The following is a 15,722-nucleotide window of genomic DNA, read 5'->3' on the forward strand; positions in this document are numbered from 1 at the left end:
ATTTTTTCGCCCCACGTCGTTCAGCCGCAACGGGTCTCGCTCCGTTTCCCCCAATATTTTTCCTTAATCCTTGCGGATTTGCGCGGGCGCGTCTGCGTCGTTCGGAATTCTATGGGCTTTGGCACACGAGTTGCTTGTTCAATGGGTGTTCGCACCCATTGTTCCGATTAGCGAGGGAGGGGCCATGAAGGCTTCAAGGTTCAACTTTTTAGTGCGGTCGCCCCGGGATCCCAACACGACCTTTCTCTACAACAGCTTTCACGACAATCGCATCGTGGTGGAGGACGGAGACGTCAACCTGCGCGAGCTGTTTCAAAAGGTGCGAAAGCACGAGGCCCTCACTGAGGCGGAGGACGAAGCCGCGGACGGCCTGAAAGAAATGGGCTACCTGCTGGACGACGAGGTGGACGAGAGCGAGCTGTTCTACGATTGGTTCCGCAACCGCGTCACCGAGCAGAATGAGATCCTGACCGCGACCATCCTGACCACGCTGGCCTGCAACCTGCGCTGCACCTATTGCTACGAGAAAGACAAGCTGGGCAAATCCAAGATGACGCCCGAGACCATGCAGCGCGTGGTGGATTGGCTGAAGGCCCGCATCGACTCCACGCGGCCGGCGAAGGTCAACTTGATCTTCTTCGGCGGCGAGCCTCTGCTGAACGTCGACGCGATCCGCAAGATCAGCGGGGACATTTTTCCTTACTGCAAGGAGCGCGGCGTCGAATACACGGCCGGGATGGCGAGCAACGGAATTTTCCTGACGCCGAAGTTGGCCGACGAATTGAAGACCTACGGTTTCGAGTGGGTGAAGATCACCTTCGACGGCGACCGGGACCAGCACGACAAGAAGCGGATCTATTCGGGCGGCCGAGGCACCTTCGATCAGATCTTCAACAACCTCGAGGCCTGCGCCGGCAAGCTGAAGATCCTGCTGGGCGGCAACTTCGACCGCGAAAACGCGGACAGTTTCAAGGGCCTGCTCGAGCGCATCGCCGCCTCCAAGTTCAAGGATGACATCGTCGCCACCAACCTGAAGCCGATCATGCCGGAGATGAAGCAGCACGACCTGAACGGGATCGGGTCTTCGTGCGAGCGTTGTACCTTCAGCGACTATGAGATCAATAAGATGCTGGAGTTGCGGCGGGAGATCCGCCGCGTGGGATTGACGCCGACCGATCCGATCAATGTGGGTCCCTGCGAATACTACCGCCGGAACGCCGTGACGGTAGGGATCGACGGCCGGCTATTTAAATGCATCGCCTTCCTCGGCATCGAGGACGGTCAGATCGGCGACGTGGACCACCAGGAGTACAACGAGGTTGGTGAGGCGATGCTCTCGCTGAAGCCCCTCGAGCACAAGAAGTGCACGAAGTGTCCCTTCGTCCCGCTCTGCGCGGGAGGTTGTCGGGCCGACTCCTACAACCAGACCGGAAGTTTTGAAAACATCAGCTGTCAGCAACCGTATTTCATCAAGACTCTGCGCGAAGAACTGCCGCTTGAGTACTACGAGGGCGCGGAGTCAGCTACCCAAATGCGGGTATAACCTTGCCTGTCCATTGGGGGGTGGAAGATCCGCCTCATAGTGAGTTGGCTTCCACCTCCTTTATAGATTTTTGAATCCATAACCTAAACCAGGAGGAAACGTATGAAGGTAAAAGTTGTGAAAAAAGGTCAGAAGAGCACCAAGACCCAATTGACGGGCTGCCTCGCATACTTCTTTTAAGTGCCTCGCTCAAATTGAGCGGCCAAAATTATTTATTGTGATAAATTAAAAAAGGGCTGGTATATACTATCAGCCCCTTTTTAATTTATGCGGAACCTTATTTTTTTTCTTATTTTGGCCTTCCTATTCCAGTCCTGTAAGCAATCCAAACCCCGCCTATTTGAATCAAAAGACCTTGTCCTTGCCACGGGTATACCCATCGGTGATTTAGAGCCTTATTCTTCTCGAGAAGGAATTGGGTCTAATCTAGTCGACTTATTGTACCGACCTTTGTTTCGTCTGACCTCTCAGGGTCAAATTATTCCGGATTTGGCTCGCGAAGTAGTCTGGAATGAGAGGAGCAACACACTCAAAGTAGTTCTGAAGGCTCCTAAGGCTGACGACGTCAAAAAATCGATTGAGAAAGCTAAGAGTCTTATTGGTGGCGGCTTCTATGAGGCATTGGTGAATTTGGAGATGATCGAAATAATTTCTCCTCATGAATTGAATTTTAAACTTAAGAAATTTGATAGGGCATTTTTGTCCATTGTCGAGCACTTACCAATCATTCTATTTTCGGAGGATATTAAGACATCCGGTGAGTTTGAAATAGAGACTGTGAAGGATGAGGAAGTATCGCTTGTCCGGAAAGTAAAATCTGTCCGAACAGTCAATAAAGTCATTGTCAAGGTAATCTCGAGCCCTCGGCGTGCAATGAGAGAACTTGTCGCTGGTAACGTGGATGTGGTGATTCTGGCGAGTCGCGGAGATTATGAGATACTAAAAGATAATCCCGAAATAAAGTTTGGTGAGGTGCTTACCAATATTGTTTATTTAATCCTGGAAAACAGGAACCATCGACCAAAGGCCGAATACATCAATTGGGCTCATGTGAGTCGGTTGATCGATCGCAAGTCAATAATTTCCTCATTGGGTAAAGAAAGTGTTGCGCCGGCTGACGCTCCAGACCCCCTATACAAAAATGAGGTAGATGAAAATGGTATTAATCTTGAGGTAGGAGATCTCTCAAAAAAACGGATGTTGTCTTTATTGGGAGAGCAATCGAGAGACGTCCTGATCGGAAGGGTTCTTAAAAGGCGTTTTCAGGAAATAGGTATAGAGCTGGGCCTCCTTCCACACGATTCTAAAAGTTTTGGTCGTGAGGTCATATTTAATAAAAACTTCGATTTGGTTTTATTGCCGATCAATATCAAAGATCCAATCGTCACTAATTTTCTGGCTTTTCACACGCCAAACGGTCCTAATTCTTTAAATTATTCGGGTTATTCCAATGAGAAGGTGGATAAATTGTTGGAGGAGGCCCGCTATTCTCAAGACGAAGAGTTGGCCAGGGAATCCTATCAGAAAGCCATGAAAGCTATACGGGATGATCCCCCCGGCCTATTTTTGTTTTGGCTAAAGATTCCAATCGTGTATCGTCAATCCTGCACCGGTTTTAAATTCAGCTCCAACGAATTCTTCTCATCCCTGAAGGACGTACGTTGCGAACCTTCCGCGGTAAACTGATATTATTGTTGATCGCCTCCGCCCTGACCCCGCTCGTCTTCTACGGGGCCTTGACCCTCTACAATTCCCAGCGCACCCTCCGGAACACCATCCAGCAAAGCTACGGCGAGATCACCCGCCGGACCGCGGGCGAGATTCAGCTCTACCTCACCCACGCCCAGGCGCTCATGCAGACCTTGGTCGTCGACATCGCCAATACCAATCTTTCCCAGGAACAGACTCAGCGCATCCTCGAGAACTACGTCATCCGCTTTTCTGAATTCGAAAAAATCCTTCTCTACGACCTCTCCGGGAAGCTCGTCTTCTCGACGCGGCTGCAAAAAGAGGACCCCGACCTGCCGGGCGAGGCGTTGATTCGCGAGGCCTTATCGGACCGCGAGGTCTTCTCCGACGCCTATCTCTCGGAAGATCTCACGCCCGTGATCTGGTTCGTCCTCCCCATGAAGGGCAACGACCGCGTTTCCGGCGCGCTCGCCGCGCAGATCGATCTCATGCGGATGTGGGAATGGGTCTCCAATACCAAGCTCGGGAAACGCGGCTACGTCTCGGTCGTCGACGCCGCGGGCAAGGTCGTCGCTTCCGGAGACCCCTATTATAAAAAGGCGATTCTTTCCTCGGAGACGCCGGTCATCTTTCAGGGTTTTCAAAAAACCAAAGAATCCGACTTCCCCACGGTTCGTGAGACCGTCCACGGACCTTCCTTGATGAGCGTACGCCCGGTCTCGGAGTCTCCGCCCTGGTTCATCGTCTTGGCGCAGCCCACACGGGAGGCCTTCGCCGACCTTCGCTTGATGACCTGGGAATGGGTCGCCTTGATCGGCGGCTCCCTGGTCCTGATGTTGGTCGCCGCCGCGGCCGTCAGCCGGCGCTTGTTTCTAGGGCCGGTGCGGCATTTGATGAAGGCCACCCAGGCCCTCGGCCGGGGCGACTTAAGCTACCGCGTTCCGCCCCTCGGCCGGGACGAGCTAGGCCAACTGGGAGAGAGCTTCAACCGGATGAGCGAGGATCTGGCCGCCCTGCAAGAGACCGCGCGCCGGCAGGAGCGCCTGGCGATGTTCGGGCGCATCGCCTCGGGGCTGGCCCATGACCTCAAGCATCCGGTGAAAAACATCGAGAACGCCGCGAAGGTCATGGAGACGATGTACGAGGATCCGAATTACCGTGAGACCTTCACCCGTATCGTGAAGCGGGAGTTCTCGCGGATCAACCACTTCCTCGAAGACCTGCGCAATCTCACCCACGAGATGCCTTATCACCCCATCTCCTTCGATCTCGGGAAACAGCTGGCCGAGGTGGCGGAGAGCTTCCAGCTCGAGGCGCGGAACAAGGGGGCCTGGCTGGAGGTCCGCGTCGAGCCTCAGCCCTGCATCGTGGTGGGGGACGTCTTCCTGCTTCGGCGAGTCTTCGAAAACCTCACCTCCAATGCCTTGCAGGCCCTCGACAAACCCGAGGGGCGGGTGGAGTTGTCGGTCCGGATCGAGGGCGAAAAGGTCCTGGCCACGGTCCGCGACAACGGTTCCGGCATCCCCGAGGAGAAGCTTGCGGGGCTCTTTGAAGAGTTCGTGACGACTAAACGCAAGGGCCTGGGGCTTGGCTTGGCGATCGCCAAGAAAATCTTGGCCCTGCACCAGGGCAGCATCTCCGTGGAGAGCCGCCTCGGGGAGGGAACGAGCTTCCATCTGGTCTGGCCGGTGCGGGCTGGATAAATTTTTTCCGGGTTTGGGGCTCGGGCTCGGATAAATTTTTATCCCGATCGAACCGGGGCGCCTGTCCCATAATCAGAATAAAATCTTTATATTTCAATAACTTAAAACTTATTTTTCTCGACAGGAAAGATTGGCACCGGCTTTGCTATATAATTGGGTGTTCTTTGCAAATCGACAGCGGACAGGAGAAAGTCGAGCTTAGTCATGACTCGAGAGACCATCGCTCAAGAAGAGTGGAAAGGCTATCAAGTCTCTCTATACAAGACTCGATTGGCGGACGGAAGGCAGCGCTTCATGGCTGAGGCGCGCCTCGAAGACGGAGACAAATTTTTAGTAGATCATTGGAATCTGTCTTCGTTGCAGCGAATCATCAAAGAGCTGATGCCGGTAGTTCAAATGGCAAAGGCCTGGCACAACGGATCGTTGCGAACCGTCAATTAGCATAGTATAATAAATGAGTTTCCTTACCCGGAACCTTGGACGATTGGAGGCGGGGTCTCCCCCCTCCAGTCCAAGGTTTTTTTTTGCCCTCACCAGGACCGAATCGCCTCTCCCTTTGCCAGTTCCAGACCGCGGGGGGCCAGGGCCTGCAGTTGCCGTGGATCGTGGCTCACTAAGATCATCGACATGCCCGCAGCGGCGGCTTCTTTAAGGGTGGCCTCGATGGCCTCTTTGGAGGCCTGATCCAAGGCCGAGGTGGGTTCATCTAACAATAGAATTTTCGGTTGAATGGCCAGGGCCCTCGCCAAGGCGACGCGCTGGGCCTCGCCGACGGAGAGGCGCTTGGGATGCTCTTCCAACAGGTCGGCTTCGAGGTGGACGCGGCGGAGCAGGGCTTCGCCCCATACGCGGCCGGGCTTGGGACCTAGGTCAGGGTTCTCCGAGAAGCCCAATCCCAAGCGCAGCTCCTCCGCAACCGTATCGCAGAGCAGGGTGGGAGTCTGAAATACCAGGGTGATCGCGCGGCGCAGGCGCCGCGGCGCGATGGACAAAACATTCTCGCCTTCGAAACTCGCGTCACCCTCGGTGGGCTCCTCGAGGCGGCAGAGCAGGCGCAGCAGGGTGCTTTTCCCGCTCCCCGAACGTCCCGCGACCCCGAAGATCTCCCCGGTCCTCAAGGAAAAACCAATATTTTTAACGATATAGCCGTCCCCCTTGCGGAGGCCCAGGCCCTCGACCTGAAGCAGCGCCGACATCGCCGATTTCTCCTTGACGCGTCTTGTCGCACCGTGTTAGCGCCGTGAATGAATAGCCATTCAGTACGCGAATGGACGGCCGATGCCCTTGAACGCGCAAAAAACAGGCTCTGAAAAGTACCAGAAGATCATCCAGGCGGCAACGAAGGTCTTCGCGCAAAAGGGCTTCTACAACTCGAAGGTGGCGGACGTCGCCAAGGAAGCCAAGGTCGCCGACGGCACGATCTACCTGTACTTCAAGAACAAAGACGACCTGCTCATTTCCATCTTTGAAAACAGCATGGATACCTTCAGCGGCGAGATGCAAAAAATCGTCGCGGGGGTCTCCGACCCGATCGAGAAGCTGCGGCGCTTCATCAAGCTGCACCTCGAGCTGGTCCGCGAGAACCAGGACACCGCCCAGGTCCTGCAGATCGAGCTGCGGCAGTCCTCGAAGTTCATGAAGGAATACGCCGCCACCAAGTTTCGGGACTACCTCGGGCACATCGCGTTGATCCTGGAAGAGGGGCAGGCGAAGGGCGTGTTCAAAAAGTCGGTCAACCCGCTGATCGTCAAGCGGGCGATCTTCGGCGCGGTCGACGAGATGGCCCTGGACTGGGTGCTGATGAAGAAAAAGAAATACACCATGGAGGAAGTCGCCGAGCAGCTTTGCTCCATGTTCATCGAGGGATTGAAGGCATGATCGGATTCGAGCTCAGCGAAGAACAGAAGGCCCTGGTCGAGACGGCGCACAAGTTCGCCGAAAACGAAATCCGTCCGGTCGCGGCCAAATTCGACGAAAGCGGCGAGTTTCCCTACGAGGTCCTGAAGAAGGCCTGGGAGACCGGCCTGATGGGTGAAAACGTCCCCGTCGACAACGGCGGCATGGGCCTGGGCTGCCTCGAGTCCGTGCTGATCGCCGAAGAGCTCTACTGGGGCTGCGCCGGCATCGCCACCTCCGCCGTCTGCAACGCCCTGGCCTTGGGCCCCATCGTCATCGCCGGCAGCCCCGAGCAAAAAGAAAAATTCCTCCGCCCCTTCACCGAATCTTTCAAGATCGCCTCCTTCGCCCTCACCGAGCCGGCCTCCGGCTCCGACGTCGCGAGCATGCGCACGGTCTACAAGAAGGACGGCGAAGGCTTCGTGCTCAACGGCAGCAAACAGTGGATCACCAACGCCGGCTACGCCGACCTGATGACCGTCTTCGCCAGCGCCGACCCGGCGAAAGGCGCCAAGGCCATCTCGGCCTTCGTGGTCGACGCCAAGGCCCCCGGCGTGATCGTCGGCAAGAAAGAGCACAAGCTCGGCCAGTGCGCCTCCGATACCCGCGCCGTCACCTTCGAGAACGTCCGCGTGCCCAAAGAAAACCTGCTCGGCGCGGAGGGCGAGGGCTTCAAGATCGCGATGAAGAACCTCGACAAGTCGCGCCCGGGCATCGGCGCCGCGGCGGTAGGTCTGGCGCGGGCCGCCCTCGAGTACAGCATCCAATACGCCAAAGAGCGCACGACCTTCGGCAAGCCCCTGGCCGAACATCAAGCCATCCAGTTCATGATCGCCGACATGGCCAAGGCCATCGAGGCCTCGCGCCTGCTGTGCTGGCAGGCCGCCTGGCTGGGCGACCAGGGCAGGCCCAACAACAAAGAGTCCGCCTACGCGAAGTGCTTCGCCTCGGACACCGCGATGCAGGTGACGACCGACGCGATCCAGATTTACGGGGGCTACGGCTATTCGAAGGAATACCCCGTCGAGAAGCTGTTCCGCGACGCCAAGCTCATTCAGATTTACGAAGGTGCGAACCAAATCCAGCGGATGGTCATCGCCAAGCATCTGCTGTTCAAATGAATTTCTTTTAGCTTAAGGAGGCTGCATGAAGATCGCCGTACTGATCAAACAGGTACCGGATACCGAAACCAAGATCAAAACCAAGGCCGACGGCTCGGGCATCGAGGCCGAGGGCGTCAAGTACATCGTCGGCCCCTACGATGAGTTCGCCATCGAGGAGGCGATTAAGACCAAGGAAAAGAACGCCGGCAGCGAAGTCACCGTCGTGTCCCTCGGGCCCGCGCGTTGCGTCGAGGCCATCCGCACCGCCCTCGCGATGGGCTGCGACAAGGCCATCCACATCGACGACGAGGGGATCAGTCCCGACGCCTACGTCACCGCCAAGGCCCTGGCCAAGGGGATTGCTGACAAGGGCTTCGAGATCGTCTTCACCGGCAAGCAGGCCATCGATCTCGACAACGGCCAAACCACCCAACAGGTCGCCGAGTTCCTCGGCTGGCCGCAGGTGACCATCCTCGAGAAGCTCGAGATCGCCGGCGGCAAGGCCACCGCCACCCGCCGCATCAGCGGCGGCAAGGAGGTCTACGAGGTCCCGCTGCCCGCGATCTTCGGCTGCGAGAAGGGGCTCAACACCCCGCGCTACGCCTCGTTGCCTGGCATCATGAAGGCCAAGACCAAGCCGGTCGAGACCCTCAAGCTCAGCGCGGTGAAGGGCGACGCCCAACCGAAGCTCACGTTCAGCAATTTCCGGCTCCCGCCCGAGAAGGCCCCCGGAAAAATGATCCAAGGCGACGCGGCGACCCAGGTGAAAGAGCTGGTCCGCCTGCTCCGTGAAGAAGCGAAAGTCATCTAAATGCGTAGGGGCGAACCTTGTGTTCGCCCTCCCCGTAGGCAGGGGGCGAACACAAGGTTCGCCCCTACAGAAATAGGAGAAACACAATGGGTAACGTTTTAATCTTCGCCGAACACCAAGACGGCAAACTGAAAAAGACCTCCCTCGAGCTCGCCAGCAAGGCGGCCGAGCTGGCCGCTAAGAGCGGCGGCCAGGCCGAGGCGGTCCTCATCGGCAACGGCATCGACGCCCTCGCCAACGAGCTCGCGCCCTACGGGATCAAGAAGGTCACGATCCTGCAGAGCCCCAAGCTCGACAAGTACAACAGCATCGGCTACGTCAACGTACTGGCCGGCCTGGTCAAAGAGCTCAACCCCGACATCCTCCTGGCCACCGCCTCCCCCGCGGGGAAAGACTTCTTCCCCCGCCTGGCGGCCCGCCTTGACACCGGTCTGGCGGCCGACGCGGTCGACCTCAAGATCGACGGCGACGGGAAGCTGTTGGCCACCCACCCGATCTACTCGGGCAAGGCGCTGGTCGACATCAAGATCCCCAATTCCAAGCCGCAGATGGCGCTGATCCGGCCCAACTCCTTCGGCGTGGGCGCCCCGCAGGCCGGCGCGACGGCCGAGGTCCTCAAGAAGGACGTCGACCCGGGCGACGTGAAGGCCGAGATGAAAGAGCTCGTCAAGGCGGCCAGCGACAAGGCCGACCTGACCGAGGCCGAGATCATCGTCTCGGGCGGCCGCGCCATGAAAGAGGCGGCCAACTTCAAGATCCTGCAAGAGCTGGCCGACGTAATCGGCGCCACCGTCGGCGCCTCCCGCGCGGCGGTCGATTCGGGCTATGCCCCGCACGACATGCAGGTCGGCCAGACCGGCAAGGTCGTCAACCCCAAGCTCTACCTCGCCTTCGGCATCAGCGGCGCGATTCAGCACTTGGCCGGGATGCGCACCTCGAAGGTGATCGTGGCGGTCAACAAGGACCCCGAAGCCCCGATCTTCCAAAAGGCCGATTACGGCATTGTCGGAGACCTCTTCGAAATCGTACCCTTGTTGACGTCCGAGTTTAAGCGGGTCTTAAGCGAGTAGTCGGCGGAGGGCCCGCCTTCGGGCGGGCCCGACGCGGTATTTTCAATCATAAGGAAGCCGGTAGGGCGGTCCGCCCCTAAGGAGAAATCGCATGTACGCCAAAAAACGCCAAGGCGCTAGCTGGTTGCTGTCCCGGGTCGGTGAAGAGGAGATCTTCATCCCCGAAAACATGAACGACGAGCAGAAACAGATGGGACAGACCGTCAAGGACTTCGTCGAGAAGGAAGTCTGGCCCTGCAACGAGAAGATCGAGCACAAAGAGCCGGGCGTCTCCGACGGCCTGCTGCGCAAGGCGGGCGAGATCGGTCTGTTGATGGCGGAAATCCCCGAGTCCTACGGCGGATTGGGCTTGGGCAAGGTGGCCTGCACGGTCATGAGCGAGAACGCCACCAAGCAGGGCTCCTGGACCGTCTCCTACATGTGCCACACCGGCATCGGCACGCTGCCCATCCTCTACTTCGGCACCCCCGAGCAGAAGGAAAAATACCTGCCCAAGTTGGCCAGCGGCGAGTACATCGGCGCCTATGCCCTCACCGAGGCGGGCTCCGGCTCCGACGCCTTGGCGGCCAAGACCAAGGCCGTGCTCTCGCCCGACGGCAAGCACTACATCCTCAACGGCGAGAAGATGTTCATCACCAACGGCGCCTGGGCCGACGTGATCACCGTCTTCGCCAAGATCGACGGCGAGCACTTTACCGGCTTCATCGTCGAGAAGGGCTTCGAGGGCGTGAGCGCGGGCAAAGAGGAAGTGAAGATGGGCATCCACGGCTCCTCCACCGTGCCCATCATCCTGCAGGACGCCAAGGTCCCGGTCGAGAACGTCCTGGGCGAGATCGGCAAGGGCCACAAGATCGCCTTCAACGTCCTCAACGTGGGCCGCTGGAAGCTCGGCGCCGCGACGGTCGGCGGCTGCAAGCGCGTCATGGAGCACACCATCCGCTACGTGAAAGAGCGCAAGCAGTTCGGCCAGCCGCTCTCCACCTTCGAGATCATCCAGAATAAGATCGCCGACTGCGTGATCAAGACCTACGTCACCGAGAGCATGATGTACCGCTACGCGGGCACTCTCGACGACGCGATCGGGACGCTGGACAAGGCCGATCCCGACTACGACAAGAAGTCCCTCAAGATGGTCGAGGAGTACGCGATCGAGGCCTCGATCTGCAAGGTCTACGGCTCCGAGGCCCTGGACTTCGTCGCTGACGAGGGCGTGCAGATGCACGGCGGCTACGGCTACATCCAAGAGTACCCGGTCGAGGCCTTCTACCGCAATTCCCGCATCAACCGCATCTACGAGGGCACCAACGAGATCAACCGCATGATCATCCCCGGCACCCTGCTCAAGCGGGCGATGAAGGGCGAGATCGACCTGATGGGCGAGATCCAGCGCATCCTGGTGCAATTGAAGGAAGGCTTCCCGAAAGAGACCGACCAGCGCGTCCTGGTCAACCGGACCAACCTGGTCAATCAGGCCAAGAAGCTGGCCGTCTACGTCAGCGGGGTGGCGGTGCAGAAGTACATGGCCGAGATCAAGGACCGGCAGAGCTTCATGGTCGCGATGGCCGACTTCATCATCGAGATCTACGCCATGGAATCCGCGCTGCTCCGTTCGCTCCAGCTCATCAAGCAGCAAGGCGAGGAAAAGTCGCGCATCCCGATCGCGATCACCAAGATCTACGTCACCGAAAAGTGCATGGAGCTCGCCAACATGGCGCGGCAGTTCTGTGCCAACGTGGCGAAGGGCGACGATGCGGCCTACGAGAAGTACGACAAGGCCATCGGCCGCATCCTCGACGTGAAGCCCATCGACACGCTCAACCTGCGCCTCCAGATCGCCCAGCACGCGATCGAGAGCGACGGCTACGCGATCTAAGATTTCCCCGACGGTGCGGCCGAGAGCGGCCGGCGGATGACAGTCCGCCAAGGTGCGCGTCGCGAGGTTGGCGTCTAAGCGGCTTCATTCCGCCGTCGAGGCCCCGGCGTCCATCGCCCGCTCCACCAACCGGAGGCGCTTTTCCCAGGGGTCGGCCCGCATTCGGGCCGAACCGTCCTCCGCGAACAACATCAGCTCGAATTTGCCCGCCGTGAAGGCCGGCCAGGGCGGCAGGCCCGGTCCGTTGGGGTCGCCGGACTTCGCGAAATTGGCGAAGTATTGGTGGAAGGTCCTCGCCATGGCCCGATCCCGCTCCGTCACCGCCTTGCCGTAGCGCGCTTCCATTTGGTCGAAAAGATAGCTCAGCTCTCCGGCGTGCGGGGCGCTCGCCACCTTCGGGCGCAGCGATTCGGCGACGTAGTCGAAGCGGTACAGCCAGGCGGCTTGTCCGGCGGCCGTCATCTGCCGGGCGAGGAAGCGCGCGGGTTCGTGCATCGTCATGTCGACGCCGATCCGCGAGGTCAGCTTCTCGACGGGGAGATTTCCCTCCGGATCGTAGAGGCGCCGCGCCCGCGGCGCCTCGGGACCGAAGAAATCCAGCGGCCGCGTCGTGTCCGGCGGAAAGACCCCGGCCAAATCGTCTCCCGTCGTGCCGACGAGGAGAGGCACCCGCATAAAATTCCCCTTGGTAAAATGCCGCTCGGGTTGGGCCGTGACGACGTCTCCGTCGTGGACCGGCCCCCCGGCATAGGTCGGGGGCAGGGTGAGCAGCGCGGCCATGCTCATATCCCCGTTGACTCGCTCGACGGGCAGGGCGCGCAGGGCCTTCAGGGCCGCGGCGTCGCGGCCGGCGATGCCCTCGGCCTGAGCGAAGGCGACCCCGCTGTCCTCGGCGGAAGGCAAGGTCCCCGTCGCCTCCCGGAGCTTGCGATGTTGGACAATATAATCGCGGCCCCCGCCCGACAGCACCGCCGCGCGGTGGAACAGGCCGCGCGCCGCGGGCCAGGTGAGCAGATGCACTATCGAGATGCCGCCCGCCGACTCTCCGACGACCGTCACTTGTCCCGGGTCGCCCCCGAAGGCCGCGATATTTTCTTGCACCCATCGCAGGGCGGCGAGCTGGTCGAGGAGGGCGTAGTTGGCGAGCGGCAGGTCGCCCTCGGCGCTGAGCGCGGGATGCGCGAAAAACCCCAGTCGGCCGAGCCGGTAATTGATGCTAGCGACGATCAGACCCTGACGCGCGAAGGGGCCGCCGTCGAAGAAGGGGACGGAGGCGGCGCCGTTGAGAAAGCCGCCGCCGTGAATCCAGACCAGGACGGGGAGCTTGGCGCCGGGCGGGATCGTCACTGGGCGCCATACATTCAACACGAGGCAATCCTCTCCCTGCGCCGAGCCGCTGGCCCCCGCGTCGCCGGGGATGACCTTCTGAACGCAGTCGTGACCGTAGCTCTCGGCCTTCCGAACTCCGCGCCAAGGTTTGACCGGCTTCGGCGGCCTCCAGCGCAGCTCGCCGACGGGAGGGGCGGCGTAGGGTATGCCCTTGTAGGACACGACGTCCCCGGAGGCGATGCCTTCGAGGGAGCCGCCGGATACCTGGACGAGCGTTCCGTTGGAGGATTGCGCCAAGGACGGCGGAGGGCCGGCCCAGGCCAGGATCGCGCCGCAGAAGGCCAGGAAAAGCCCACGACTCCTTAAATCCATCGCCGTTCCTTTCGCATGAAGGTCAAAAACAGATCGCGTGGCTATACACGGTCCGTGGATTTTCCTCGGGTGTCCCGACGAGTTCAAGGAATGATTTGGCAGAGGAGGCCCCACCCGCGCCGGCGCGGAAATTTACCCTGAATCAACAGCGAGGCCCTATCGAGAAATTACGGCCGCAGGCAACGTTCCAATGGCAGAGTACCGACAGGCGAGAACAGAAGCGGGTCGCTTTCCGACGCCGCCCGGAAGTAGCAGTTCAGGCTCTCGCGCCCGGGAAAGCCGGTCGCCTCGACTTCCCGTTCGCCCAGGAGTTCCCGACCCAGCCGCAGGGCGGTGGGCAGGGTCAGGGCCGCCGGGACGCGGAGGGGTAGGGGCAGGGCCGCCGTGCCCGCAAAGATGAGCGCGGGGGCCACATAGCGGTCGATTTGGCGATCGATGGATTTGGATTCGCCGGAACCGGACTCTTGTCCGGTGAGGCGTTGGTAGACGTTAACGGCCAGAGCGGCGGCGCGACCCGCCAGATATCCCAGCACACGTGGAAACATATCCCATACCTTCCCGTGCGCTCCCCGAACCATTATCGGCGGAAGGGACGGAGGGGTGCGTCTGTCCGAGCGCGCGGCTCAGGCTATTCTTGTAATCCATAAGACTAACTCTATGAAATTGCTTTTTTATTTAAGGGAAAAGCGAATGTTTTTGACCCCGGCCCTTGGAAACAAACGCGCGATCTTCTGCAGGAGCCGGGGCTTGAGCAGGTTCAGCTCCTGGACCCAGGCGGGATGCTCCACCTCGATCAGGAGCATGTCGCCTTGCAGACCCGTGGCCCGGGATTTCTCCGCGATCTGCGGTCCCACCAGTTCCGGCCACTTTTCGACCACCTCGTAGCGCAGTAGGGTAGGGCCGAAGTCCCATTTGGGGAGGGAGTCCTTGAGGATATCCCCCAGGGTCTCCGGTTGGCGCCAGGGCTTCTTCATGAGGACTCCTTAAGGAAAGAAGGTCCCCAAGGCAAGGCATAAGAGGCCACCGGTGGTATTTCAACAGCCGGATAATCCCCCTTGACCCTCGGGTGGCCCCGCACTATCTCCTGGCCCCGGTAAGGAAAAGAACCGAGGGAGGTCTCCATGGCCCAACTGCTGTTCCGCCGCGGGAGCGAAAGCCTTTTCCGCATCGTCCTCCAATCCAGCGCTACTAAGATCGGCCGCTCCGCCGCCTGCGACATCGTCCTGGGCGACGCCGAGATCTCTCGCGAGCATGCCGTCCTCTACAAGATCGAGGGGCATTACCTGCTCAAAAAAATCGGCCACTCCTCCCTCACGGTGAACGGCAAGGAGGTCGAGTCTCAATCGCTGAAAGAAGGCGACGAGATCGGCCTTGGCCCCTGGACCGCCCGTTTCTCCGAGGGCGTCGCGGAGGACCTCGCCGAAGAGGCCACCGCCGTCACCGGCGCGGGCGCCTCCGTCACCCAGGCCGTGGCCAAGGGGCCCAAGGGTCTTTGGGTGCGGGAGCTGCGCCTGCAAATCCTCGAGCCCTCCAAGGCCCCGCGGAGCCTGCCGTTTCGAGCGGAGAGCCTGAGCGTCGGCGCCTCCGACAAGAACGACCTGGTCCTGCAAGATTCCTTTGTCTCCTCCCGCCACCTCAAGTTGACCTGCCGCGACGGCGCGGTCCGGGTCTTCGACCTCGGCTCCACCAACGGCACCTATGTCAACGGGGTCAAGGTGAAGGAGGCCGAGTTGGAGGAAGGGCAGGTCCTGAAATTGGGACAGTGCGAGCTCAGGCTGGTCGGCGAAGAAAAGCTGGAATCCTCCGCCCCCAAGACCCTCGAGCGCTTCTGCGGCATGGTCGGCGCCTCGGTCGAGATGCGCGAGCTCTACGGCTTGCTCGAAAGGGTGGCGCCCACCGAGGCCGGGGTCTTGATCCTGGGCGAGTCCGGGACCGGCAAGGAGCTGGTCGCCCGCGCCATCCACGGCCTCTCGCCCCGCGCGCGGGGTCCGCTGGTGGCCATCAACTGCGGCGCGATCTCGCCGGAGCTGATCGAAAGCGAGCTCTTCGGCCACGAGAAGGGGGCCTTCACCGGGGCCCTGCGCCAGCACGACGGTGCCTTCGGTCAGGCAAAGGGCGGCACGTTGTTCTTGGACGAGATCGGCGAGCTGCCGCTGGAGCTGCAGCCCAAGCTGCTGCGGGTGCTGGAGAATCGCCGCTACCGCCGCGTCGGCGGCGAGGAAGAGCTGAACGCCGACGTCCGCATCGTCGCGGCGACCCATCGCGACCTCGCCGCCGCGGTGCGGGAGGGGCGCTTCCGCGAGGACCTCTTCTTCCGCCTCTTCGTGATGCCG

At 60.2% G+C, this 15,722-nt stretch carries 14 protein-coding genes; 10 read left to right on the forward strand and 4 right to left on the reverse strand.

Annotation, left to right across the window (positions count from 1 at the left end; genetic code table 11):
- Positions 1–184: 184 nt before the first annotated feature.
- The 4 genes from FBR05_07410 to FBR05_07425 all read left to right on the forward strand — a co-directional run bounded on the left by FBR05_07410 (position 185) and on the right by FBR05_07425 (position 5,376).
- Entirely contained in the window at positions 185–1,543 is a 1,359-nt protein-coding gene (locus FBR05_07410) for a radical SAM protein (GenBank protein ID MDL1872019.1), read from the forward strand.
- Between the two features lie 267 nt (positions 1,544–1,810).
- Positions 1,811–3,229 carry an ABC transporter substrate-binding protein gene (locus FBR05_07415; protein MDL1872020.1) on the forward strand — a complete coding sequence of 473 codons (1,419 nt, stop codon included), beginning with the start codon at positions 1,811–1,813 and terminating at the stop codon, positions 3,227–3,229.
- Positions 3,205–4,935 (forward strand): sensor histidine kinase, encoded by a 1,731-nt coding sequence (locus FBR05_07420; GenBank protein MDL1872021.1) that lies wholly within the window; start codon positions 3,205–3,207, stop codon positions 4,933–4,935. The genes FBR05_07415 and FBR05_07420 overlap by 25 nt, the downstream gene beginning before the upstream one ends.
- A gap of 204 nt (positions 4,936–5,139) precedes the next feature.
- Positions 5,140–5,376 (forward strand): hypothetical protein, encoded by a 237-nt coding sequence (locus FBR05_07425; GenBank protein ID MDL1872022.1) that lies wholly within the window; start codon positions 5,140–5,142, stop codon positions 5,374–5,376.
- A gap of 89 nt (positions 5,377–5,465) precedes the next feature.
- Here FBR05_07425 and FBR05_07430 read toward each other — a convergent pair whose 3' ends face one another.
- A complete protein-coding gene (locus tag FBR05_07430) occupies positions 5,466–6,131 on the reverse strand; it encodes an ATP-binding cassette domain-containing protein (protein MDL1872023.1) in 666 nt (221 codons plus the stop codon).
- An 82-nt stretch (positions 6,132–6,213) separates the two neighbouring features.
- Between FBR05_07430 and FBR05_07435 the strand changes: the two genes are divergently transcribed.
- The 5 genes from FBR05_07435 to FBR05_07455 all read left to right on the forward strand — a co-directional run bounded on the left by FBR05_07435 (position 6,214) and on the right by FBR05_07455 (position 11,688).
- Positions 6,214–6,813, forward strand: a complete 600-nt coding sequence (locus tag FBR05_07435; protein MDL1872024.1) for a TetR/AcrR family transcriptional regulator — start codon at positions 6,214–6,216, stop codon at positions 6,811–6,813.
- The gene (locus tag FBR05_07440; protein ID MDL1872025.1) at positions 6,813–7,952 is read left to right on the forward strand and encodes an acyl-CoA dehydrogenase; all 1,140 of its coding nucleotides are present in this window, start codon (positions 6,813–6,815) and stop codon (positions 7,950–7,952) included. The genes FBR05_07435 and FBR05_07440 overlap by 1 nt, the downstream gene beginning before the upstream one ends.
- A 25-nt stretch (positions 7,953–7,977) precedes the next feature.
- Positions 7,978–8,745 carry an electron transfer flavoprotein subunit beta/FixA family protein gene (locus FBR05_07445; protein ID MDL1872026.1) on the forward strand — a complete coding sequence of 256 codons (768 nt, stop codon included), beginning with the start codon at positions 7,978–7,980 and terminating at the stop codon, positions 8,743–8,745.
- A gap of 86 nt (positions 8,746–8,831) precedes the next feature.
- A complete protein-coding gene (locus tag FBR05_07450; GenBank protein ID MDL1872027.1) occupies positions 8,832–9,815 on the forward strand; it encodes an electron transfer flavoprotein subunit alpha/FixB family protein in 984 nt (327 codons plus the stop codon).
- A 91-nt stretch (positions 9,816–9,906) separates the two neighbouring features.
- Positions 9,907–11,688 (forward strand): acyl-CoA dehydrogenase, encoded by a 1,782-nt coding sequence (locus tag FBR05_07455; protein ID MDL1872028.1) that lies wholly within the window; start codon positions 9,907–9,909, stop codon positions 11,686–11,688.
- Positions 11,689–11,772: 84 nt separating this feature from the next.
- Here FBR05_07455 and FBR05_07460 read toward each other — a convergent pair whose 3' ends face one another.
- The 3 genes from FBR05_07460 to FBR05_07470 all read right to left on the reverse strand — a co-directional run bounded on the left by FBR05_07460 (position 11,773) and on the right by FBR05_07470 (position 14,363).
- The gene (locus FBR05_07460; protein MDL1872029.1) at positions 11,773–13,389 is read right to left on the reverse strand and encodes a carboxylesterase family protein; all 1,617 of its coding nucleotides are present in this window, start codon (positions 13,387–13,389) and stop codon (positions 11,773–11,775) included.
- A 167-nt stretch (positions 13,390–13,556) separates the two neighbouring features.
- Positions 13,557–13,934, reverse strand: coding sequence for a hypothetical protein (locus tag FBR05_07465; GenBank protein ID MDL1872030.1), 378 nt, complete (start codon positions 13,932–13,934; stop codon positions 13,557–13,559).
- 126 nt (positions 13,935–14,060) lie between these two features.
- Positions 14,061–14,363 carry a DUF721 domain-containing protein gene (locus FBR05_07470; GenBank protein ID MDL1872031.1) on the reverse strand — a complete coding sequence of 101 codons (303 nt, stop codon included), beginning with the start codon at positions 14,361–14,363 and terminating at the stop codon, positions 14,061–14,063.
- 147 nt (positions 14,364–14,510) lie between these two features.
- On the opposite strand from FBR05_07470, the gene FBR05_07475 reads away from it, so the two are divergent.
- Positions 14,511–15,722 (forward strand): FHA domain-containing protein (locus FBR05_07475; GenBank protein MDL1872032.1); only part of this gene is annotated, 1,212 nt, incomplete at its 3' end.

The organism is Deltaproteobacteria bacterium PRO3 (assembly GCA_030263375.1).
Classification (GTDB): Bacteria; UBA10199; UBA10199; order DSSB01; family DSSB01; genus DSSB01.